Source organism: Nocardia yunnanensis, from assembly GCF_003626895.1.
Lineage (GTDB): Bacteria > Actinomycetota > Actinomycetes > Mycobacteriales > Mycobacteriaceae > Nocardia > Nocardia yunnanensis.
In genome coordinates, this window is record NZ_CP032568.1 from 5,026,946 (window position 1) to 5,051,355 (window position 24,410).

Sequence of the window (24,410 nt, forward strand, 5' to 3'; positions counted from 1 at the left end):
CGCTGTCACAGCCAGCCGAGGCGTTCCGCGGCGCGCACCGCTTCGACGCGAGTGCGCGTGCCGGTCTTGCCGATCGCGGCCGACAGATGGTTGCGGACGGTGCCCTCGGACAGGTGCAGTTGTTTGGCGATGGCGCCCGCGGTCGCGCCGTCGGCGGCCGCGGCGAGCACCTCGCGTTCACGCGTGGTGAGCGGTGACGTTCCGGCGGTGAGGGTTTCGGTGGCCAGCGCCGGATCCACCACCCGCAGCCCCAAATGGACGCGCCGGACCGCATCGGCGAGTTCCTTGGCGGGAGTGTCCTTCACGACGAACCCGGACGCGCCCGCGTCGATGGCGCGGCGCAGGTAGCCGGGCCGGCCGAAGGTGGTGACCATGAGGATGCGGACGTCCGGATGCGCGGCGTGCAGGGCGGCGGCGGCCGAGATCCCGTCCAGCCCCGGCATTTCCACGTCCAGCAGGGCGACGTCCGGTGCGGTGCGGGCGACCGCGGCCAGCACCTCGTCGCCGCGCCCGACCTCGGCGACCACGTCCAGGTCCGGTTCCAGGCTCAGCAGCGCGGCCAGGGCGCCGCGGACCAGGGCCTGGTCGTCGGCGAGCAGCAGTTTGATCATTCCCGCTCCTTGTCGTTCACCGGAAAGCTTGCCAGCACCCGGAATCCGCCCTCGGGGCGATTGGCGAGGGTGAGGGTGCCGCCGGTGGCGCGCACCCGTTCGCGCAGGCCGGACAGCCCGGAGCCGTCGCGGGCGCCGGCGTGCTGCCCCACCCCGTCGTCGGCGACCTCGATACTGCCGGGGGTGACCCGCACCCAGCAGTGCGACGCGCCGCTGTGGCGCACCACATTGGTGATGGCCTCACGCAGCACCCAGCCGAACACCACGCTGTTGCGGATCGGCAGGTCGTCGGAATCGGGGAGTTCGGCGTCGATTTCGGCGGCGCGCAGCGCGGTGCGGGCATTGGCCAGCTCGCCGGCCAGCGACACCTCGCGCAGCCCGCCGACCGTGGTGCGCACCCCGGCCAGCGCCTCGCGCGCGAGCTGCTCGACCTCGGACATCTCGGTCTTGGCGCGTTGCGGGTCGAGGTCGATGAGGCGTTGGGCCAGTTCGGTTTTCACGGTGATGACGGTGAGCGAGTGGCCGAGGATGTCGTGCACGTCGCGCCCGACCCGCAGCCGCTCCTCCGCGACCGCCAGTTCGGTGATCTGTTTGCGCGCCAGGAACAGTTCGTGATTGCGCACCAGGATCACCCGCACCCCGGCGACCGCGAAGCCCGCCAGGGCGATCGACTCCATGACGCCGAACTCCGGACGCTGCCCGATGATGGCCTGCGGCACCACACAGGTCGCGAGAATCAGGATGAGCTGCAACAGGATCGCCGGTTTGATCGGCGTGGTGAAGCCGATATAGGACGCCAGGTAGACGCCCATTCCCAGCACCGCCGAATGCAGGGTGACCGCGGCCGCGATCATCAGCAGCGCCTGCACCGCCAGCGGCGCGACGACGGTCCGCAGCGACAGGCTCGGCGGCCAGGGCCGTTGGACCGGTCCGCGCACCAGCATCCAGTACGACCACACGTAGCAGACGCCGAAGGCCACGATGACGGTCACGGTGTAGGCGCGCGCGACCGGATCGTCGAATTCCCAGGCCTTGCGCAGCGGGTCGATCAGGTACACGCCCCACACGGTCGCGAACAGCGGGCCGAAGCGGCGTCGCCGCCGGATGCCCGCCTCTTCGGTATCCGGATCTCCGGCCACATCCGCCCAGCGCGGCCACCAGTTACGCCCAAACACCCACCCACCGTATCCGGCCTGCTCGGACGGCCGGTCCGGTGGCGGCCGACCGTCGAGGGACCGGTGACCGTCGGCGGGGAGGCGGGGTGTGGAGGCGTTCACCTCCTCACTGTCCGCCGGCCCGCCGCGCGACGCCTCCCCCGTCCGTCACCGTCACCCCATGACAGATGTCATGTGAGGTCAGGCGGTGACGGTGATCGTGTGCAGGCCGCCCGGGCCGATCGGGAAGGGCGGACGGTGTCCGGCGTCCTGGACGTCGCCGGAGCGGCCGATCGCCCGGGCCTGGATGGTATGGGCGCCCGCGGGCAGGTCCACCACGGTGCGCCAGCGTCGCCAGGCGGCGGGAGCGAGTTCGGCGCCGAGTTCGACCGGGAGCCAGTCGGTGTCGTCGACGCGGATCTCGACACCCGAGACCCCGTGCGGCGGCGCCCAGGCCACGCCCGCCACCGTGAATTTGCCCGAGCCGGCGGCGTCGCCGGTGGCCACGTCGATGCGGGCTTGCGGACGCACCCACAGGGGTTCGGTGGGCCAGCCGCGTTTGCACCAGTAGTCGACGTGGCTGTCGTCGGCGAGTTCGAGTTCGGTGAGCCATTTGACGCCGGTGTACTGGCCGTAGATCCCGGGTACGAAAACCCTTGCGGGAAAACCGTGTTCGGGGGCAAGCGGTTCGCCGTTCATGCCGATCACGAGGTAGCCGGGCCATTCGCCGGTGCGCAGCGGCGCCAGCGGCAGGGAGATGGTGTAGCCGTCCACGGCGCGGGTGACCAGCCGGGTCGCGCCGGATTCGGGGACGGCGTGGTCGAGCAGCGCGGTCAGCGGGACACCGAACCAGCGGGCATTGCCGCAGCGGTGCGCGCCCGCGGTGTTGTGCACGCACACCATGACGGCGTCGAATTCGACGGCCTGGTCGGCCAGATCGGCCAGCGACAACCGCAGCCGGTGGGCGACCTGCCCGCCGATCGACAGCCGCCACTGCGCCGGATCGATGCGCGGGGGCCGCGAATTCACGTCCGCCACATAGAATCTGCCCGCCTTGGTGATCAGCGGCGACAGTCCCGGCTCGGCGCCGAGGCCGTCTTCGGGCACAGGTGCGTGCGCACCCAGCAGGTCGATCCGGCGCACCCGCTCGCGGTAGCGGCGATCCGCGCGGCGCACCAGCGTCTCGGCGGCGGCCAGCAGACCGGTTCCCGCTGCCGCCCACAGCAATTCGCCGGCCGGACCAGCGGGACGATGCCGCAGTCCGGAACGCAGCACGGCCGCGGCCGCGACACCCCCAAGCGCCCCGGCCAGGGAACGGTTCGCGCCGCGCAAGGACACGGCCGCCGTGGCTGCCCCGAACGCCACCGCGGCGGGGGTGCGCAAGCGGTTCGGCAGCAGCGGCATTCCGGCGGCCGCGGTGACCGCGCCGAGCGCGACGCCCAGCCGCGTCATCTCCTTGTCGTAGCGCCCGGAGCGCGCCACCATCTCCTCGACCACCGGGATCGGCGCGTAGTCGGCGGCGAGCCGCCCGATGCCGTCGAGCAGGGAGCCGCCCCTGGCCGCGGCGACCAGTTCGCCCGCACCGAGCGCGCCCAGTCCCACCGCCGCCGCGCCCAGCAGCCGCTTGTTCCGCCCCACCGGCATCTGCCCGTTCACCGACACTTGCTCGAACCTCTCGTAGCCGACCGGGTTTCCAGCGCCCATTGTTCCCCAGTGCGGCAGCGGCCACGAGGTATCGCGCCGACCGGGCGGCCGTCAGCGCTTCAGGTAGGCGTCGACGAGCGGTCCGATGATGGCCAGCGCCTCCGCGGTGATCATCTCGTTGTGGCCGTAGGGCAGCGGCCGGTCGTGGATGGCGCCGGAGATGTAGGGCCGCCAGGTGGTGACATTGGGGTTGGGATCGGGGTTGTAGGCGGCGGCGAAGAACAGCAGGTCGCCGTCGAACACCTCGTGGTCGTGGGCGGCGATCTGGCGCAGCAGGTGGCGCAGGTCGCCGTAGAAGTGCTCCAGTTCGGTTGCGGTGAAACTGATTCCGCTCGCCTCCAGCAGCTCCGCGGCCTGGGCGGCGGTGAGGTGTTCGAGTTCGGGCGGTACGTCGATGCCGCCGAATTCGGCCAGCAGCAGCGACAGCGGCGGAATGGCGCTGTCGTCGGGGACGGCGACGTCGGCGCGCGAATCGATCATGATCAGCGACGGCACCGGCGCGCCGCGGCGGCGCAGCTCGACGGCCATGGCGTGCGCCAGCGGGCCGCCGGCCGAATAGCCCAGCAGGTGGTAGGGGCCCTCGGGCTGGACGCGGCGGATCTCCTCGACATAGCGCACGGCCAGGTCGTGAACGGTGCGATCGGCGGTGCCGCCGTCGGTGACGCCCGGCGACTGGATCCCGTAGATCGGGTGCGCCCCGTCGATGTACTGCACCAATCCGCCGTAGCACCAGGCCAATCCGATGGCCGGGTGCACGCAGAACAGGGCGGGTCCCTCGCCCTGCGGGCGCATCGGCAGCAGCACCCGCATGGCGGGGTCGACGTCGGGTTGGGCGGCGGTCTCGACGAGGCGTCGCGCCAGCGCGGCGGGGGTGGGGTCGAGGAACATCCATTGCAGCGGCATGGGGATGCCGGTCGTGTCGCGTACCTCGGTGACCAGGCGGACCGCGCCCATGGAGTTGCCGCCGATGTCGAAGAAGTTGTCGTCCACGCCGACTCGCGGGGAGTCCAGGACGGATTCGAAGGCGGTCACCAGGGTGCGTTCGGCGTCGGTGCGCGGGGCGCGGTAGACGCGACGGACCCGTTCCCGCACCGGTGCCGACGGGGCGGCGTGGGGATTCACGGTGAGCGCGGGCGGATGCGGGCCGCCGATGGCGCCGACGCCGGCGAGGGGGTCGGCGGTCATCGCGTCCAGGAGCGTGCGGAAGCCGTCCACCATGGCGGCGGCGCTGCCGCGGTCGAACAGGTCGGTGGCGAAGGTCAGCGACGCGGTCATGCCCGCGGGCTCTCCCATCGCGCCGAACTGTTCGGCCAGCATCCATTCGAGATCGAATTTGGCGCCGGGAGCGGGCGCGTCCAGGGGGCGAATCGTCAAGCCGGGCAAAGTGGTTGCCTCGGTGCGGACGTTCTGGAACGCGAGCAGTACCTGGAACAGCGGGTGATGGTCGGTGGAGCGGGCGGGGGCCAGGGCCTCCACCAGGCGTTCGAACGGGAGGTCCATATTGCCGTAGACGGCGAGGTCGGCATGGCGGACGGCGTCGAGGGTGTCGGCGAAGCCGGCGGCCGGGTCGATGTGCGAGCGCAGCACCACGGTATTGACGAACATGCCCACGAGGTCGTCGAATTCGCCGTCGCCGCGGCCCGCGACCACCGAACCGATGGCGATGTCGGGCTGACCGGACAGGCGGGCCAGCAGTACGGCGAGGGCGGCGTGTACCACCATGAACGGGCTCGCGCCGTGCTCGCGGGCCAGCAGTTGGACACGGTCGTGAACCTCTGCGGGGACAGAGAATTCGATGCGATCGCCGGTACCGGACGGGACGGTCGGGCGGGGACGATCCGTGGGCAGCGCGTGCATGTCGGGCAGTCCAGCCAGGGTGGTGCGCCAGAAATCCAGCTGGCGATTGGCGAGGCTGTCGGGGTCGTGGTCGGAGCCCAGCAATTCTTGCTGCCACAGCGCATAGTCGGCGTACTGAAGCGGCAGAGGACTCCACTCGGGTGCGACGCCTGTGGTGCGAGCTGCGAAGGCGTACATGACATCTCGGGCCAGCGGTGCCATCGACCAGCCGTCGGCGGCGATGTGATGCACGGCCAGTGCGAGCACCGTGCGTTCCGGTTCGACGTGCAGTACGCAGACCCGCAGCGGGGTCTCGCGGGTGATGTCGAATCCCACAGACAGTTCGGCGATCAGTGCGGAGCCGAGTTCGTCGGCCGTGACGTCGAGTTCGGTGATCGGGGTGGAATCCGTTGCCGGCGAGAGGATCCGCTGCTCCGGTCGCCCGTCCGCCCCGAGCGGGTAGATCGTGCGCAGCGTCTCGTGTCTGGCGACGACATCGTCGATCGCGGTCCGCAATACCGAGATGTCCAGCGCACCGGCGATTTCGAACGCGCCCGGAATGTTGTAGAGCGGTGAGCCGGGGTCGTAGCGGTTGAGGAACCACATGCGCTGCTGGGCCGCCGACAGCGGGATGTGGTCCGGGCGCGGACGCGGTCCGGGACGGGGGCGGCCGGACGCATCGCCCGCGGCGACCAGTGCCGCGAGCTCGGAGACCGTGGGGGCGTCGAAGAGGGCGCGCACCGGGACGGCCGTGTCCAGGGTCGCGCCCAGGCGGGCCACGACCTGGGTGGCGATGAGGGAATTGCCGCCGAGCGCGAAGAAATCATCGCCCCGCCAGACCGTGTCGAGGCCGAGCACCTCGGCGAAGGCCGCCGCGACGGCCGTCTCGACCGGTCCGTCGGGCGGTTGCCGGTCGCCGGTCATGGGCTGCGGGGCGGGCAGCCGGTCCAGGTCGAGCTTGCCGTTGGCGGTGCGTGGCAGTTCCGGCAGCACGGTGATGGCCGACGGCACCATATAGGACGGGAGTCGTTGCGCCGCGGCCTTCTTCAGCGCGGCGGGTTCCAGCTGACTGCCGGGGGCGGCGACCACGTAGGCGGCCAGCAGACCGCCGTGGCCGTCGTCGCGCACCGTCGCGACGGCGCGGGCGACCGCTGGTTCGGCGGTCAGCGCGGCCTCGACATCGCCGAGTTCGATGCGCAGGCCGCGCAGCTTGACCTGGGTGTCGGTGCGGCCCAGGTATTCCAGGTCGCCGTGCCGTCGGCGCACCAGGTCGCCGGTGCGATACATGCGCTGCCCGTGGCCGTGCGGGTCGGCGACGAAGCGGGCGGCGGTCAGGTCGAAGCGGCCGAAATAGCCGCGCGCCAAGGCGATTCCGGACAGGTACAGTTCACCGACAACACCGTCGGGTACCGGCCGCAGCCGATCGTCCAGCACCAGTGCGCGCGCGCCGGGCGCGGGACGGCCGATCGTGATCGGCTCGCCCGGGTGCAGGGCCGCGCCGGCGGCCCAGACTGTCGCTTCGGTAGGCCCGTAGTCGTTGAAGTGGCTGCGGCCCTGGGCCGCCCACGCGGCGACCAGTTCCGGCGGGCAGGGTTCGCCGCCCGTCACGATCAGCCGCAGGTCGTCCAGGCCGCCGGGGTCCACGGTGGCGAGGGCGGACGGGGTCAGCGCGATATGCGAAACCCGGTGGCGGGACAGCAATTCCCGCAGCTCGGGGCCCGCGAACACGGTGGGCGGCGCGATCACCAGGGTAGCGGCCGCGCCTACGGCCATGAGCAGCTCCACCACCGAGGCGTCGAAACTCGGTGAGGCGACGTGCAGGACACGCGACTGCGAGGTGATGTGGTCTCGATCCCGCTGGGCGATGGCTAGGTTCGCCAGCCCGGCATGGGTGACCATCACGCCCTTGGGTGCGCCCGTGGAGCCAGAAGTGAAGATCACGTACGCGGGATGGGCTGTGTCCCTGACTATTTCATGAAGGAATGCCGGTGTGGTCTGCTCGTCGTGTTCGTCGAGACACCACCAATCCACGGTCGTCGGCAGCCGGTCGCGATGCGTGGCCACGGTCAGCCCCAGGCAGGCGCCGGAGACGTCGATGATGCGGGCGATTCGATCGGGCGGATACGCCGGATCCACGGGAACGAATGCCGCGCCGGTGCGCGCCACGGCCCAGACCGCCAGCACGGACTCTATGGACCGCGGAATACCCACGGCCACCAGGGTTTCCGGGCCCGCTCCGGCGGCCGCCAGTCGGCGGGCGAGTCGCTCGGCCCGGTCGTCCAGCTCGCGATAGGTCAGTGCGCGGTCCCCGCACACCACCGCGACGCCCTCCGGGTTGGTGGCAACGGCGTCGGCCATGAGGTCGGCGAGGGTTCGCGGTGCCGCCACGGGTGGCTCGGTTCGGTGCATCCGCTGGCGCTCGCCGTGGGTGAGCAGGTCGAGATCGCCGATCGGCGTGGAGGTTTCGGCGGTGCCGTCGTCCAGCACCCGCAGCAGGCGGTCGGTGAACGCCGCGGCGGTCGATGCGTCGAACAGGTCGGTGGCGTAGCAGCAGCGCAGTTCCATGCCGTCGGTGTCGCCGACGACGGTGACGCTCAGGTCGAATCGGCTGGAAGTCTGCGGCAATTCGAGCGGCGACACGGTGAGATCGGGCAAGCGCAGCTCGGGCAGGGCCAGGTTCTGGAACACCAGCATCACCTGAACCAGGGGATGCCGCGCCGGCGAGCGGGCTGGGGCGAGCACCTCGACCAGTCGCTCGAACGGCACATCGGCACGTTCGAAGGCGGCGAGGTCGGTGTCGCGCACCCGGTCCAGCAGCGCGCCGAAATCCTCCTCCGGGCGAATCCCGGTGCGCAGCACCAGGGTATTGACGAACATGCCCACCAGATCGTCGAGTTCGCGTTCCCCACGGCCCGCGACCGGTGTGCCGATCACCACGTCGCCGGTGCCGGCCAAGCGGGACAGCAGCACCGCGAGCGCGGCGTGCACCACCATGAACGGCGTCGCACGATGCTCACGGGCCCGGCGCTCGATCGCGGCGGCGAGCCGAGTGTCCACGCGCGCAACATGTTCGGCGGCATGATGAGTGGCCTGCGCGGGACGCGGGCGGTCCGTCGGCAGTTCCAGATGATCGGGAATGCCGGCGAGCACCTGCTTCCAGTAGTCGGTTTGCTGCGCCCCCAGAGAGGTCGGATCATCGTCCGCACCGAGCCGATCACGCTGCCACAGTGCGTAATCCGCGTATTGGACCGGCAACGGCTCCCAGGCCGGCGACACACCCGCCGCACGGGTCGCGTAGGCAGCAGCGACGTCTCGGGTCAACGGCGCCATGGAGAATCCGTCGGTGGCGATGTGGTGCACGACCAGGACGATCACATGCTCCGGGTCCGTGTCGACCGTCGTCGATTCGACGCGGAACAGTCGCAGCCGCACGGGAACCGCGGCGGTGACATCGAAGCCCGTGCCGATCACCTCCGCGACCGCCGACGCGAGGCGGTCGCCGGTGACCGGCCTCGGGTCCAGATCGAGCGGGACGTCTTCGGCGGGCAGCACCTGCTGCATTCCCACCCCGTCGACGTCGGGGTAGACCGTGCGCAGGGTTTCGTGACGGTCGATGACGTCACGTAGAGCCCGGCGCAGCGCCGTCGTATCCGGGTGGCCCGAAAGGCGTAGCGCCACCGGCACGTTGTAGGCCGGGGAGGTCGGGTCGTAGCGGTTGACGAACCACATGCGCTGCTGCGCGGGAGACAGCGGGACCAGGCCGGTGTGGTCGCGCCGGACCAGTGCCGGGCCCGACCGGGGCGTGTCCGCCCCGCTGAGCCGGCCGGCCAGCTCGGCGACCACCGGGGCTTCGAACAGCAGGCGCACCGGTACCGTCCGGCCCAGGTCGGCGGACAACCGTGCCGCCACGCGCGCGGCGATCAGCGAATCGCCGCCGAGGGCGAAGAAGTCGTCGCGCGCACCGACCCGGTCCAGGCCCAAGACCTTGGCGTAGGCCGCCGCGATCGCGGCCTCGTCCCCGGCGGGCGCGACGTATTCCGCCTGTGCCAGTACCGGTTCCGGCAGCGCGCGCAGGTCGACCTTGCCGCTGCTGGTCAGCGGCAGCTCCGGCAGCATCTGCAAGCTCGCCGGCACGAGGTAACGGGGCAGCCGATCCGAAGCCCAGGCCAGCAGCTCGGCGGCCGTCGTCTCCCCGGCGGCATAGGAGCACAGGGTCATCGCCCCGGCTTGATTGCGGCGCGCGACCGTGACGGCGCCGTCGACGCGCGGATGCGTCGTCAGCACGGCGTCGACTTCGCCGGGTTCCACCCGGATTCCGCGAATCTTGACCTGGAAGTCACCGCGGCCGACGTACTCGAAACCGGCGGCAGTGCACCGCATCAGGTCACCGGTGCGATACAGGCGCCGGCCTTCCGAGAAGGGGTCGGCGACGAACCGGCTGGCGGAAAGCGCTGCGCGACCGGCATATCCGCGCGCCAACCCCGGACCGCGCACATAGAGTCCGCCGACCGCGCCGGGCGGCACCGGCCGCAGCCAGCCATCCAGCACCAGGAAGGTCGTGCCGGGAACCGGTGTGCCCAGGAGGGCCGCTGTCGCGCCGGTCATCGGGTCACCGAAGCTGGCGGCGATGGTGGTTTCCGCCGGGCCGTACGAATTCACCAGTGCCCGGCCCGGTCCCAGCCGGGACACCAATCCCGGCGGGCAGGGCTCGCCGCCCAGGACGACCGTCCGCACCCGGCGCAGATCGTCCACGTCGAGGGTCGCGAGCACGCTCGGCGTACAGGTGAGATGGGTGGCGGCCCCTGCCCGGATCGCCGCCGCCAAATCCGCCCCGGCATTCGCCTCCGGCGGCGCGACGACCACGGTCGCACCCGCTGCGAACGCCGACATCCATACCAGCATCGCCGCGTCGAAAGCCGGGTTGAGGCAGTGCATCACGCGGGATCCCTGCGCTACCCCGCCGCGCGTGCCCATGGCGGCCACCATGTCGGCCAGCCCCGTGTGCGATACCACCACACCCTTCGGCGTGCCCGTGGAACCCGAGGTGAACACCACGTACGCCGCCTGTTCGGCCCGCAACGGCGCGAGCCGCTCCGCATCGGTCACCGGCGCATCGGACAGGCCCGCGCAAGCCGCGGCCAAGCCGGGATCACCCATCCGCAGCCATTGCACACCGGCAGGTAGCGGGTTGCTCTCACTGTGGAACGCGGCGTCGGTAATGCCCAGTACCGCACCGCTTTCGGCCGCGATGGCGGCGGTGCGGGCGGCGGGTTGCGTCACATCAACCGGGACGAACGCAGCGCCGGTCTTGGCGATCGCCCACACCGCGATCATCGCGTCGATCGAGCGTGGGAGCGCTACCAGCACAGCGGTTTCGGGCTTCGCGCCTGCGTCGATGAGCCGACGCGCCAGGCGACTCGAGGCGGCATCCAGCTCGCCGTAGGTCAGTTGGATCGTCTGCGAGGTCTCGATGTCGCCGACGGCCGACGGCTCGAGCCAGCCGAGCACGGCCACAGCGGACGGTGAGCCATTGGCGGACAACAGATCTGGAAGCAGGCGGACCCCACCGGAAGGCGCTCCGGCGCGCACTGCCGTACCGGCGTCTGCCGGCGTGCCGGTCAACTGTGCCGCGCGGCGGCTCGAGTCGCCCGTCAGAGCGATCAGCAGGCGCGACAGCGCGGCCACGAGCGCATCGGCCGCTGGGGCGTCGAAATAGCGTGGGGAGCGGGTGAGTTCCAGGCGCAGGCCGTTATTGGCGTAGGCGGCCAGTGAGAGGGGGTAGTGGGTGCCGTCCTGGGCGCGCATGCCGGTCACCGTGAGCGCGGCCTGGCGGGTGGCGGCGGTGAGCGCGGCCGCGTCCACCGGGTAGGACTCGAAGACCGTGGCGGTGTCGAAGAGCGGGCCGAGGCCGGTGATCGACTGGATCTCGTCGAGCCCGACATGCTGGTGTTCGGCGAGAGCGGCCTGCTCGCGCTGCACGCGCGACAGCAGGTCCCCCACGGTCTCCCCGGGGTCGAGGGAGATCCGCACGGGGACGGTGTTCACGAGCATGCCGACCATACGATCGGAGCCGGTCAGCTCCGGCGGGCGACCGGAAACCGTTGCGCCGAAGACGATGTCGGTGCCACCGGTTTGCTCGCACAGCAGTAGCGCCCAGGCCACCTGGACCAGGGTGTTGACTGTGACCTGGTGGGCGGCGGCGGTACGCCGCAGAGCGTCCGGGAGCTCGGCGGGCAACGGCACCTCGTGGGCGACCGGGGTGGTGGGCGCGCCCGCGCGCGGGGCGGTGGGCGCGATCAAGGTCGGTCCGTCGAGACCGGCCAGCGCCTCGGACCAGGCGGTGTGCGCCCGCCGCGCGTCCCGGGCCGCCAGCCATTCCAGATGCGTGCGGAACGGCACCGGGACCGCGAATCCGGCGTCGTCACCGGCGGTTTCATAGAGGCCCAGCAGTTCCGCGAACAACAGCGGCATGGACCAGCCGTCGAGGATCAGGTGATGGTTGGTGATGATCAACCGGTATCGCCGCTTCCCCGCCGCGACGCACAGGAACCGGATCAGCGGCGGGGCATCGACAGCGAACGGGACCGCGAACTCCTCGGCTGCGATGGCATCGAGTTGCTCGGGCGTCGCATCGAAAGCCTCACGATAGGCGCACGGCACCGCGACGTCCGCCGGAATCACCTGCACGGCACTGCTATCCGACGCGACGAATCCGGCTCGCAGCACATCGTGCCGACATACCAGCGCTTGCGCGGCGGCCGTCAGCCGGTCCGGATCCAGATCGGCCTCGATATCGATCACGGCTTGCACCGAGTAGCCGTCCGACCCGCCCTCGGCAAGCTGGGATTGGAACAGCAGTCCTCGCTGTAACGGCGTCATGGGCCAGACATCAGTCAGCCGTCCGAATCTCCGTTCCCATCCGTCGATTTCCGCTTGTGAGACAGTCAGCAAGGGCAGGTCGCCGGGCGTGAGACCACCCGCATCGGGCCGCGCGATCAGTTCCGCGATCTCCTCGATCGCCGAAAGCCATTCGCGCGTAAGGGATTCCACCGCTTCCGCGGCGATCGCCTCCGACGCGAACTGCCACATGGCTCGAATTCGCGGCCCACGCTCGGATTCCAAGGTCACCGCGTCGATGGAGACCACCGCGGCCAGCGGCATATCCGGATCGGCATGCCCGCCCAGCCGGCTCGCCATCGACACCGGCAGCCAGTCCCCCGTCACCGCGGCATCGGGAACCTGCCCCAAATAGTTGAACCCGACCTGCGGCGTGGGTAGTGCCGCGAGCTCCCGCTCCGTCACCGCGTTCGAATAACGCAGCAACCCATAGCCGAAACCACCACGCGGAACGCTCCGCAACCGCTCCTTGACCACCTTCAGCGCGGCTTCCGCCAACCCGACCGGCCGCAGCCGGACCGGAACCTGCGCGGTGAACCAGCCCACCGTCCGCGACAGATCGGCACCCGGCACGGCGACCTCGTCGCGACCGTGCCGCTCCACCATGACGACGGTTTCCCCGCCCGTCGCAGTCGACTCGCCGCGTGCGAGAGCGACGGTGAGCGCGGCGAGCAACGCGTCCTCGACCCCGCATCGATAGGTTGTCGCCAGCCGCGAGAGCAGCGTCGCCGAAACAGCTTGCGGCACCTCGACTTCGATCCGGCCGGCCGTGCGGTGAGTGTCCACCTGCTCATCCAGCCGGCGTCGCCCGAGCAGCGTGTCCGCCGCCAGCACCTCCCGCCAGTACTCGAACTCGTGCACCGCGGTGGCCAGCTCGGCCAGCGTGTAGGCCCAGGTGCGCACGGAGGTTCCGGTGTCGTCCAGGCTCGGCTGTGCCCCCGCCGATATCGCGGACCATGCGGACATCAAGTCGGGCAGCAGGATTCGCCAGGAGACGGCATCACAGGCCAAGTGGTGGATCACGATCGCCAAACGACCAGAGCGCTCGGTGCCGCCGTCCAACCAGGTGGCGGAGAACATCACACCCGACAGCGGGTCCAACCTGTCGACCGCCGCAGGCAGCGCGTCATCGATCGCGGATTCAGAAATGTCGGCTCCCGAAGGCGTTGTGGTGCAGTCGATCCGAGAAATCAACTCAGCGACATCCGTGGAATCCACCGGCGGAACTTCGAGTTGGAGACCCTCCTCGGTCTCGACCACGCGAGCGCGCAGCATGTCATGGCGGTCGAGAAGAGCTTGCAAGGTCCGCACCAGCGCACGAGATTCCGCCCCGACCGGCACCCGCACCACCATGGATTGGGCGAAATGCTGCCAACCCGGGCGGCGCACCAGCCAGGCCGCGACCGGGGTCAGCGGCATCCGTCCGACGCCACCGCCCGGAAGTTCGGGCAGCCGCCGCGGACGGTCCTCCACCCGGGTGACCACGGCCGCGAGGGCGGCGGGCGTGCGATGTTCGAAGACCTCGCGGGCCGAGAAGACCAAACCGGTGGCGCGAGCCCGCGAGACCAGGGTGATGGCCATGATCGAATCGCCGCCCAGCGCGAAGAAGGACGTGTCGGGCCCGACCTCGCCGGTGCCGAGAACCTCACCGAACAGCGCGCACAGCACCCTTTCTGCCTCACTCCCGGCGGCGCGCGAGACCGATTGCGCCACCACGGGTTCGGGGAGCGCACGCCGATCCACCTTGCCATTGGCCGTGAGCGGCAGCGCGCCGAGCACCGTGACGGTGGCGGGCACCATGTACGGCGGCAGCCGGTGCGCGACATGGTCGATCAACTCGCGTTCGGTGACCGCGTGCCCGGGCTGCGGGACCACATAGGCGGCCAGCACCGTGCCGCCGCTGGGGGCGGGCCGGGCCACCGTCACCGCGATCTCCACCCCCGGATGCGTGTCGAGGGCCGCGTCGATCTCGCCGAGTTCGATGCGCATGCCCCGCAGCTTCACCTGGAAGTCACCACGACCGACATAGTCCAGGACACCGGATTCGTTCCAGCGCACCAGATCTCCGGTGCGGTACATGCGCGCACCCGCCGGACCCGAAGGCACGGGCACGAACCGCTCCGCGGTCAACCCCGGACGGCCCGCATAGCCGCGCGCGACACCCGGACCGGTGACATACAGCTCCCCCGCCATACCGATCGGCACCGGCCGCAGCAAGCGATCCAGCACCTGCATCCCGGCCCCGGGGATCGGATCACCGATGCCCGCGTCGCGCCCCGGCACCAGCCCGGTCGTGTAGGTGACCGCCACCGTGGTCTCGCTCGGACCGTAGGAGTTGAGCAGTTCCCGCCCGATGCCGAAGCGCGCCACGATATCCGGCGGGGTCGGCTCCCCGCCCGACGACACCGCCCGCACCCCGTCGAGCGCCCCGGACTCCAGTGTCGCCAGCACCGCCGGGGTGGAACACACCTGCGTGATGCCGTGATACCGGATCAGACCGGTCAATTCCGCGCCCACCACCGGATCCTGCTCCGCCACCACCAATGTCGCGCCCGCCGCGAAGGCCATCAGCCATTCCAGCACCGCCGCATCGAAACTCGGGTTCAGGCACTGCAGTACCCGCGCATCCGCCTCGACCCGATACGCCCGCACGATCGCGTCGGCCAGCCCCGCCAGCCCGGCATGCGTCACCACGACACCCTTGGGCACGCCCGTCGACCCGGACGTGAACACCACATACGCCGGATTCTCGACCCGAGTCCGACCGGACAGCTCGGCGGGGGTGAGCGGACCGTCCGTGTCCTCCACACGGCCCATCGAAAGCGTCTCGTCCCGAACCAGCCCGTCGAGCGGCAGCCACCGCACCGAATCCGGCAGTGCCGCCCCGAATTCGGCGAGCGTGAGGCCGAGCACCGCCCCCGCCTCGGCGGCAATGCGTTCCACACGTTCCGCGGGCAGCGCGGTCCCCAATGGCACGAAGGCCGCACCCGTCTTCGCCACCGCCCACAGCGCCACGACGGCCTCGATCGAGCGGGGAAGGGCCAGCAGCACGGTCGATTCCGGGCCGATGGACGTCGATACCCCAGCGCCGTCCTCGGCCGTGGCGCGCAACATCCGGCGCGCCAGCCGATTCGACAGCGCATCGAGCTCCCCGTAGGTGAGCCGCCGCGCCCCGCTCACCACGGCCACCGCGTCCGATCCCGCCCGGAGCATCCCGGCCGCCAGAATCTCCGACAACAGCCGCGGCGGTGGGGCCAGCGGCCCCTGCGCACCCGCCAGCAGTGACTTCTCGTCCGCCAGCACGTAATTCAGGTCGGCGACCGGCGCCTCGACCTCGGCATCCAGCAGCGAGTCCAGCACAGCGAGGAATCGCCGATGATGCCTGCTCAGCGAATCCTCGTCGTAGAGCCGGGGATTCGCGGCGAAGTCGACGTGGATCGGCGCGCCCGCGCCGTGCTGATAGAAGTTGACGAACAGATCCTCGATCGGCCCCGACGTCAGCACGTGCAGGCTCGATTCCACACCGGCGAAATCGATTCCGGCCGGAAACAGCATGATGTTGACGACCGGCCCGACCATGCCGCGCCCCGGCTGCGTCGGGCTCGCATCGACCGCCCCGTCCGCGCCCCGGGCCTCGATCCGCATGTCCTCGTAGCGGAATCGCTGATGCCGCAACGCGCCCGAGGCGGCCACCCGCACCGCATCGAGCACGTCGCCGACCCGTGCGGCGCGCGGCACCGGCACCCGCAGCGGCACCACATTGGCGATCATGCCGCCCGAGCGCCGCAGCATCGCGGTGGTGCGCCCGGACACCGGCAGGCTCAGCACCACGTCCTCGGTGGCGGTCAGGCGGGCGTAGTAGAGCGCGAGCGCGGCCATGACCACGCCCGCGGCACTGGAGTCGAAGCGGCGGGCCGCGGCCTCGAGGCGCGCGGCCGTCACCGCACCCAGTTCGGCGCGCGCCTCCCGGGCCAGCGCGCTCGCGGGCGCGGTGCCCGGGACCAGGCTGCAGCTCTCGGGCAGGCCCGCCGCGGCCGTGCGCCAGTACTCCGCGTCGGCGGCGTACCGGGTGGATTCCCGGTACGCCCGCTCCGCCTCGTACACCTCCCACAGGGAGGCCGCGGTGCCGGGAGGCGCCGTTTGCCCGCGCACCGCGGCGTTGTACAGCTCGGCGACCCGATACAGCATGGTCACCGAACCGAATCCATCGATGAGGATGTGGTGAGCTCTGGTGTACCACAGGTGATGAGACTCCCCGACCCGGATCACCGTAGATATCCCTGTGAGCTCGCCGAGCATGTCGATCGGCGCCGCCACATCCCCGCGCATCCATTCCAGCGCATGTGAAACCGGGTCGGCCCGGTCCCTGAAATCCAGGAACCCGATGACCGGTTCGCGCCCGGACTCCACGATCTGCCGCGGCTCGCCGTCCACCTCGACGAATCGCAGGACGCCGGAACCGAATTCACGTCCCGCCTGGGCCGCCACCCGGCGCAGCAGCGCCACGTCCAGCGGCCCGCGCATCTCGATGTACTGGGCCTCCAACAACGGCACCGCCGGATCCAGTTGCTGCGCAAGCCACATGCCCGATTGGGCGGGGGTGAGCGGGAAGGAGCGCTCGGTCGGATTCGTCGCGTTCTCGGACAGAGTGGTTGCGGCACGGGCCGCTTCGAGTTCGCGCGTCATCACGCACTACCTAACTGCTGGTCGAGCAGGATTCGTCTGCCGGCCGCGCCTCGTAGGCGGGCACCCAGGACGCCGGCCGAGAAGTCAAGCGCCCCACCATGACCGACCGCACGTGCGCGGGCAGCGTGGGCGCGAACTTGCGCACATACGCATCGGCCCATTCCGGTCGGTCGAGTAGAAACGGGAAATCGGTCGTCATCATCGAACGCACCACCAACATCGGCAACGGCGCGTCCAATGGCCGAAAATCCTTGTTCCACAACCCCGGCTGTGCACAGCCCGGATAAAACTGCCCGAACATCGCGCCGCGCTCGACGAAGTTGCTCTTGAATTCCTGATGCATTTCGTCGATCAGCGTATAATCATGCAAATTGGGAAATACCGTGATCAATGCGCGCAGCACGGAGCTGGAACTGCCGTTCCCCGTGGGCAGTTCGGGATAGAGTTCCAATGCGTCCCGAATGATGGCGCGCACCCACATCGGTCTCGGCTCCGCGGCCGGGACCTGCGCCAACCACATCAGATCCCGCCGTAGCGACGGCTTGACATACGGGCAGACCGGCCCGTCGCGGCCCAGTTCGTCACTGGGTTGGGTCAGATAGGAATCAGCCCAAGATCGAAATGCCGCCACTGTCGACCTGGCAGCGGGGCACGATGATCCGGTGTCCCCCAATGAGACCCATTGCAGCCCCGAGCGGGGGCCGATAACACGCTCGCTCATGACTCACCTCGGATGATCGAGCTACGGCAGAAGAAGGCACCGTTGCCCATATATATAAATAGTGTCCCGGTCATGGGCCGTTAACACGAGTAGTCGCATACCCAATTTCGCTACGCCGCCCCGAATTTCGGGGGCAATCGAATAAAGAAAAGACCGGTCAGGGATTGACCGGTCTTTCCTGTGAGCCTGGGATCAGGCGGCTACGGGCCTGGGATCACGCACCGACGAGGCGCGCGGCCAGGTAGCCCTCTACTTGATCGAGCGCGACGCGCTCCTGGGCCATCGAGTCCCGCTCACGCACGGTGACGGCCTGGTCTTCCAGCGTGTCGAAGTCGACCGTGATGCAGAACGGGGTGCCGATCTCGTCCTGACGGCGGTAACGGCGGCCGATCGCACCGGCGTCGTCGAAGTCCACGTTCCAGTTCCGGCGCAGCCGCGCGGCGAGTTCGCGCGCCTTCGGCGAGAGCTCGGCATTGCGCGACAACGGCAGGACAGCCGCCTTGACAGGGGCGAGCCGCGGATCCAGCCGCAGCGAGACGCGAGTCTCCATGGTGCCCTTGGCCGTCGGCACCTGCTCTTCGTGGTACGCGTCGACCAAGAACGCCATCAGCGAACGGGTCAGACCGGCCGCCGGCTCGATCACATACGGGGTGTAGCGCTCCCCGGTCTGCTGATCGATGTAGATCAGATCCTTGCCCGAATGCTCGGAGTGGGTCTTCAGGTCGAAGTCGGTGCGGTTGGCGACGCCTTCCAGCTCACCCCACTCGCTGCCCGCGAAGCGGAAGCGGTACTCGATGTCCACCGTGCGGGTGGAGTAGTGCGAGAGCTTCTCCTTCGGGTGCTCGTACAGGCGCAGGTTCTCCGGATCGATGCCGAGATCGGTGTACCAGGCCATACGGGTGTCGATCCAGTACTGATGCCACTGCTCGTCCTCGCCCGGCTTGACGAAGAACTCCATCTCCATCTGTTCGAACTCGCGGGTGCGGAAGATGAAGTTGCCCGGGGTGATCTCGTTGCGGAACGACTTGCCGATCTGCGCGATGCCGAACGGCGGCTTCTTGCGCGCGGTGGTGGCGACGTTGTCGTAGTTGACGAAGATGCCCTGCGCGGTCTCCGGGCGCAGATAGTGCATGCCCTCTTCGGATTCGACCGGGCCCAGGTAGGTCTTCAGCATCATGTTGAAGTCCTTGGGCTCGGTCCACTGGCCGACGGTGCCGCAGTCCGGGCACACGATCTTGTCCATCGGGACCGAATCCGGATCGTCGATCTTGTTCTTCTCGGCGTACGCCTCCTGCAGGTGGTCCTGCCGATGCCGCTTGTGGCAGTTGAGGCATTCCACCAGCGGGTCGTTGAACACCGCGACGTGGCCCGAGGCCACCCACACCTGACGCGGCAGAATGATCGACGAGTCGAGACCGACCACGTCGTCGCGGCCGGTCACCATGGACCGCCACCACTGCCGCTTGATGTTCTCCTTGAGCTCCACGCCCAGCGGACCGTAATCCCAGGCCGACCTCGTTCCGCCGTAAATCTCACCGCTCGGGTACACGAGACCCCGACGCTTGGCGAGATTGGCGACGGTGTCCACCTTCGACTTGGGTGCCACTGAACAGTTCTCCATCCATGTTTTGCGTAGATGCAGCCGGAAAGATTGAAAGGATTCCCTCCAGCCTATCGGTCCCGGGCAATCGAGTTTGCACCCGCTGCCGCGCGCCTGTTTGACATGCGCACCCGTGCATATAAGAATGGCATCGGTTTCCAATAAGGAGTTGGTTCGATGACCACGGACAGCGGCGCGCCCCTGCGGCGCTCGCACGTCGCGACCGAGGCTCCGGCCGCGATCCCCCACGACCCGTACCCCTACCGGTCGCCCCAGCCGCCGGCGGTGCCCTCGCGCACCATTCTGGACTCGGCCGGGGAACTGCTGCGCGCCCTGGCCGCACCGGTGCGCATCGCCATCGTGCTGCAACTACGCGAATCACCGCGCTGCGTACACGAACTCGTGGACACCCTCGGGGTGACCCAGCCGCTGATCAGCCAGCATCTGCGAATCCTCAAGTCGGCGGGCGTGGTGCGCGGCGAACGCACCGGCCGGGAGGTCATCTACGAACTGGTCGACGAGCATCTCGCGCACATCGTCATCGACGCCGTCGCGCACGCCGAGGAAGGGTGATCGTGGGAACGACCGAGAAGACCGTCGGGGTCCGCAGCACCCGCCAGCGCAGCGCCATCGCCGCCCTGCTCGCCGACATCGACGAATTCCGCTCCGCGCAGGAGCTGCACGACGAACTGCGCAAGCGCGGCGAGGGCATCGGGCTGACCACCGTCTACCGCACCCTGCAATCGCTGGCCGACGCCGGCATGGTCGACGTCCTGCGCACCGACACCGGCGAATCCGTGTACCGGCAGTGCTCCACCGGCCATCACCACCACCTGGTCTGCCGGCAGTGCGGCAGCACCGTCGAGGTGGAGGGGCCGACCGTCGAGGCGTGGGCCGATTCCATTGCCGCCGAGCACGGTTTCACCGATATCAGCCACACCATGGAGATCTTCGGAACCTGCCAGAACTGCGGCGCCAAGGGCTGAACCGCGGCGCCGAGAGCTGAGCGGGCGTCCCCCGCGGGAACGCGCGGGGGACAAGGCTGACATGCAACTGTCACCTAGGCAAGAACGAATATTCGTTTTAATTTGGGCGCATGCCCAGAGTCAGCGAGGAACACCTGGAACGCCGCCGGCAGCAGATACTCGACGCCGCCCAGACCTGCTTCGCCCGAAAGGGCCTGCACGCCACCACCATGCAGGACGTCTTCGCCGAATCCGGACTCTCCGCCGGAGCGGTCTACCGCTACTTCAAATCCAAGAACGACATCGTCGAGGCGCTGTCCACCGACGCCACCGTCGATGTGCGCGCCGCGCTCAGCGAGGCCGTCTACAGCGACCCGCTGCCCACCCCGCCAGAACTGGTCCGCATCATGAGCACGGCCATCGTCCGCCTGAGCGCGCCGAGCGGCCCGGTCCGCATCATCCCCCAGGCGTGGTCGCTGGCCCTCACCGACCCGAACATCGCCGACTACGTCCGCACCGGCATCCTCGGCATCCGCCGGCTGTGGCTCGACTACGCCGACCGCATGCGCGAGGTCGGCTGGCTCCCCCCGGACGCCGACACCGACGCGGTCGCCAAGATCTTCCTCGGTCTGCTGCCGGGCTTCATCCTCCAGCACCTCATCCTCGGCGACGCCGACCCGGACACCTTCGCCCGCGGCATCGCCGAGATCCTCCCCGACTACCGTGCGGCGGTCGCCGCGGCCCAGTCGACCCCGGCCTGAGCCGGCGCGAAATTTCTAGGGCAGCAAGCCCTGTCGGGCGCGGCTGGCGCCCGAGAGCGTGAGCAGCAGCAGGGTGGCCAGCGGTTCGTCCTCCAGGCCGGCGGCCGGGAAGGTGTAGCGCAGGATCACGTCGGCGAGCTTCTCCCGCGAGATGACGGTGAGGGTGCCGAACTGCAGGGCGGCATTGCGCTCGGCGACGCGCTTGTGCAGCTGCGGTTTGATCGGGCGGTCCCAGGCCAGGATACACATGAGCGCCAGCACATCCAGACCCGGCGAGAGGTTGACCCCGCGCAGCGAGCACAGCGCGCCCTCGTATTCGAAGCCGAGGGCGGACTCCTCCTCGCGGACGTCGACGCCGTAGCGCTCGAGCAGCGTTTTGGCACGCAACTGGAGTTCTTCGGCCGGAGTCAGCTGATCGGTCATTTCACACCTCCAAAGCGACGGTCGCGCTTGGCGTACTCGAGGCAGGCGTCCCACAGGTTGCGGCGGTCGAAATCGGGGAAAAGCGTGTGCTGATAGACGAATTCGGCGTACGCGGACTGCCAGATCAGGAAGTTGGAGCTGCGCAGCTCCCCGGAGGGCCGCAGGAACAGGTCCACATCCGGCATATCGGGTTCGTCCAGGAAGCGGGCGACGGTGGCCTCGGTGACCTTCTCCGGATCGAGTTCCCCGGCGGCCACCCGGCGCGCGATTTCCCGTGCGGCGTCGGCGATCTCGGCGCGACCGCCGTAGTTGACGCACATGGTGAGGGTCATCACCGTATTGTCGCGCGTCAGCTCCTCGGCGATCTCCAATTCCTTGATCACGCTGCGCCACAGGCGCGGTCGCCGACCGGCCCACCGCACCCGCACGCCCATCTCGTGCATCTCGTCGCGGCGGCGGCGGATCACGTCACGGTTGAAGCCCATGAGAAAGCGCACCTCGTCGGGGCTGCGCTTCCAGTTCTCGGTGGAGAAGGCATACGCCGACAGCCACTGCACGCCCATCTCGATACAGCCCTCGACGGTGTCCATGAGCACCGCCTCGCCGCGCTCGTGCCCGGCGGTGCGCGGCAGCCCGCGCTCCTGCGCCCACCGGCCATTCCCGTCCATCACCAGCGCCACATGCCGGGGCACGAACTCCGCCGGAATGGCGGGCGGCGTCGCTCCCGACGGGTGCGGCGACGGCGGCCGCACAACCCGCTGCTCGAGCTGCTCAGTCGAGGATTTCCGAGTACCGATCACGCCCACCATCCTGCCCGACGCTCCCGGACGGCGGACGCCACCCACACCATTACCCCCGGACCTCCACATTTCCTCCACCGAGCGGCGGACCGGTCGCCGGTCAGCCCGGGAGGGTGTCGACGTAGGCGCGGTAGGTGCCGAAGGGCAGGACCGCGTCGTAGACGAGATCACCGGCGGGATCGAATTCCGAGATGCGCGGCGTCATGCCCCAGCTGACCAGAGTGTCGCCGTTGGGCAGGGTTTCGGCATTGCCCATGGCGGGTGTCACCAGCGCCTCGGGGTGCCGCTGGTCGCGGACCAGGCTCGCGCGCCCGGCCGCGGCGTCGATGTGGATCCACTCCACGCTCGACGGGCCCCGCGATTCGAGGCCGCTGGAATTGTTGTCGAACAGCCGCAGCGTGGACGCATCGACGAATTCGGCGTCGTGCTGGAAGGCGAAGGCGACGTCCGGGTCGGCGGCCAGGGTCGGATGCTTGCCGCCGAGCTGCCAGCGAATATCGCCGGTAGTCGGATCGATGTCGTACACGGCGGCCGTATTGCGCAGGGACACAACCAGATTCCCGGACGGATCGAGGCTGATCGAGTTCATGTGGTACGGGTCGTAGACGTCGCCGGCGAGTTTGCCGTTGGTCTCGGATTCGGTCAGCGGCACATGCTCGGCCGCGCTCCAGCGGAACAGCTGCTTGCCGGTGGCCACATCGATCACGAGGGCGACGGTGTCGAACAGCTTGCCGTTCGCCGGGCCGCCGATGGCAGTGAGATCGGCGTCCACCTGCGGATACGAGGTGAGCAGCGCGTGTCCGTCGGGGGTGAGCCGGAATTCGTGCACATCCGCTCCGGCCCCGCCCGGGTCGACGGTGGCGAGCACGTGGAAGTTCTCGTCGGCGATGATCCCGACACCGGAGCCGTGCCCGGCGACCGTGCTGCCCTGCCACCAGGTCAGCACCTTGCGGCCCTGGTAGATCTGGGTGCGGAAGTTCGAAACATCCTGTCCCGCAGGCGGTTCGTAGCGAGCGATCTCCTTGCCGGAGCGGTCGGCGATGATATTGGCGGGCTTGCCGCCGGGCAGCGCCTGGGCGACCGCGCCCAGGCCGGGCACCAGCGCGGCGGCGCTCACGCCGCTGGTGTAATAGAGGAATCCGGCGCTCTCACTGGGCTTTTCGACCTTCACCGTGTACGCGAAGCCGCCGAACGGCAGGCTCGGGGTGACCGGCTGCGCCGATGCGGCGGCGGTGCCGAGGGCGGCGAGGACGGCGGTGGCGGCCAGCGCCGTCGACAGGCGGGCGGGTTTTCGAGTGGGGGCGAGGAACACGCCGTGAACTTTAGGCCGACTAACGGTCGAGGTCGCTGTATCGAATCTCACTGATCCAGAACCCTGTTCGGGGACCCGCTGAGCGGGACTCCCAGGGTGTCGCGGCCGCCCACGCGGGAAGTCAGCCGATGGCGGCTTCGGCACGCTCGACGGCCTCGTGCGGGCGAGTGCGCTCGATGAGCGGCAGCGTGCGTAGCTGGCGTTCGAGATGCCACTGCAGATGCGCGGCGATGAGACCGCTGGCCTGGCGGCGCAGCGCGTCGGGAACGCCGTCGATGCCGTCCCAGTCGCCGCGATTGAGGGCGCTCATATGGTCGAGGACCCCGAGCATGGGGGTGGCCGCGCCGGGCGGGCGGCAGTGCACGCACACCGCGCCGCCCGCCGCCACGTGGAAGGCGCGATGCGGGCCGGGCGTAGCGCAGCGGGCGCACTCCTCGAGAGCCGGGGCCCAGCCCGCGAAACCCATGGCGCGCAACAGGAAAGCGTCGAGAATCAGTTCGTGCGGACGGCGGCCCAGCGCGATGGCCCGCAGCGCGCCCGCGGTGAGCGTGTGCAGCCGCGGCGCGGGCGCGCGCTCCTCACCCGCCAGGCGTTCGGCGGTCTCGAGCACCGCGCAGGCGGTGGTGTAGCGGCCGTAGTCGGCGACGATATCGGCGGCGAACGTCTCGACCGTGTGCACCTGGGTGACGGTGTCGAGATTGCGCCCCGGATGCAACTGCACATCCACGTACGCGAACGGCTCCAGCCGCGCCCCGAACTTCGACCGAGTCCGCCGCACCCCCTTGGCAACCGCGCGCACCAGACCGTGCTGCCGGGTCAGCAGCGTGACGATACGGTCGGCCTCGCCCAGCTTGTGCTGGCGCAACACCACCGCATGATCCCGATACAAGCGCACCGCAACAGTCTCGCACGGGCGACCGACCGGCCGCCGACGAGTCGC

The 24,410-nt window shown here is 69.7% G+C and carries 13 protein-coding genes; 3 read left to right on the forward strand and 10 right to left on the reverse strand.

Annotated features, from left to right (window positions below):
• Positions 1-5: 5 nt before the first annotated feature.
• The 6 genes from D7D52_RS23635 to D7D52_RS23660 form a co-directional block, all read right to left on the reverse strand.
• Complete coding sequence (locus D7D52_RS23635; RefSeq protein ID WP_120739724.1) at positions 6-611, reverse strand: response regulator transcription factor; 606 nt, start codon at positions 609-611, stop codon at positions 6-8.
• On the reverse strand, positions 608-1,786 hold the full coding sequence (locus D7D52_RS23640; RefSeq protein WP_162958500.1) for a sensor histidine kinase: 1,179 nt from the start codon (positions 1,784-1,786) through the stop codon (positions 608-610). The genes D7D52_RS23635 and D7D52_RS23640 overlap by 4 nt, the downstream gene beginning before the upstream one ends.
• 180 nt (positions 1,787-1,966) lie before the next feature.
• Entirely contained in the window at positions 1,967-3,427 is a 1,461-nt protein-coding gene (locus D7D52_RS23645; protein ID WP_120739728.1) for a molybdopterin-dependent oxidoreductase, read from the reverse strand.
• A 93-nt stretch (positions 3,428-3,520) separates the two neighbouring features.
• Complete coding sequence (locus tag D7D52_RS23650) at positions 3,521-16,888, reverse strand: non-ribosomal peptide synthetase (protein ID WP_120739730.1); 13,368 nt, start codon at positions 16,886-16,888, stop codon at positions 3,521-3,523.
• A 10-nt stretch (positions 16,889-16,898) separates the two neighbouring features.
• The gene (locus tag D7D52_RS23655; RefSeq protein ID WP_246023248.1) at positions 16,899-17,609 is read right to left on the reverse strand and encodes a DUF6875 domain-containing protein; all 711 of its coding nucleotides are present in this window, start codon (positions 17,607-17,609) and stop codon (positions 16,899-16,901) included.
• 214 nt (positions 17,610-17,823) lie between these two features.
• Positions 17,824-19,215, reverse strand: a complete 1,392-nt coding sequence (locus D7D52_RS23660) for a glycine--tRNA ligase (protein WP_120744405.1) — start codon at positions 19,213-19,215, stop codon at positions 17,824-17,826.
• A 171-nt stretch (positions 19,216-19,386) separates the two neighbouring features.
• Between D7D52_RS23660 and D7D52_RS23665 the strand changes: the two genes are divergently transcribed.
• The 3 genes from D7D52_RS23665 to D7D52_RS23675 all read left to right on the forward strand — a co-directional run bounded on the left by D7D52_RS23665 (position 19,387) and on the right by D7D52_RS23675 (position 20,935).
• The gene (locus D7D52_RS23665) at positions 19,387-19,782 is read left to right on the forward strand and encodes an ArsR/SmtB family transcription factor (protein WP_120739732.1); all 396 of its coding nucleotides are present in this window, start codon (positions 19,387-19,389) and stop codon (positions 19,780-19,782) included.
• Between the two features lie 2 nt (positions 19,783-19,784).
• Positions 19,785-20,195 carry a Fur family transcriptional regulator gene (locus D7D52_RS23670; RefSeq protein ID WP_187703031.1) on the forward strand — a complete coding sequence of 137 codons (411 nt, stop codon included), beginning with the start codon at positions 19,785-19,787 and terminating at the stop codon, positions 20,193-20,195.
• 110 nt (positions 20,196-20,305) lie between these two features.
• On the forward strand, positions 20,306-20,935 hold the full coding sequence (locus tag D7D52_RS23675; protein ID WP_120739736.1) for a TetR/AcrR family transcriptional regulator: 630 nt from the start codon (positions 20,306-20,308) through the stop codon (positions 20,933-20,935).
• Positions 20,936-20,950: 15 nt separating this feature from the next.
• Here the strand turns inward: D7D52_RS23675 and D7D52_RS23680 are convergent, their stop codons facing one another.
• The 4 genes from D7D52_RS23680 to recO form a co-directional block, all read right to left on the reverse strand.
• Positions 20,951-21,358, reverse strand: coding sequence for a hypothetical protein (locus D7D52_RS23680; protein WP_120739738.1), 408 nt, complete (start codon positions 21,356-21,358; stop codon positions 20,951-20,953).
• Positions 21,355-22,167: an isoprenyl transferase gene (locus D7D52_RS23685; protein ID WP_120739740.1), complete on the reverse strand. Its 813-nt coding sequence runs from the start codon at positions 22,165-22,167 to the stop codon at positions 21,355-21,357. The genes D7D52_RS23680 and D7D52_RS23685 overlap by 4 nt, the downstream gene beginning before the upstream one ends.
• A gap of 91 nt (positions 22,168-22,258) precedes the next feature.
• The gene (locus D7D52_RS23690) at positions 22,259-23,470 is read right to left on the reverse strand and encodes an arylsulfotransferase family protein (RefSeq protein ID WP_246023249.1); all 1,212 of its coding nucleotides are present in this window, start codon (positions 23,468-23,470) and stop codon (positions 22,259-22,261) included.
• Positions 23,471-23,591: 121 nt separating this feature from the next.
• Positions 23,592-24,365, reverse strand: coding sequence for a DNA repair protein RecO (recO, locus tag D7D52_RS23695; protein ID WP_120739742.1), 774 nt, complete (start codon positions 24,363-24,365; stop codon positions 23,592-23,594).
• Positions 24,366-24,410 lie beyond the last annotated feature (45 nt).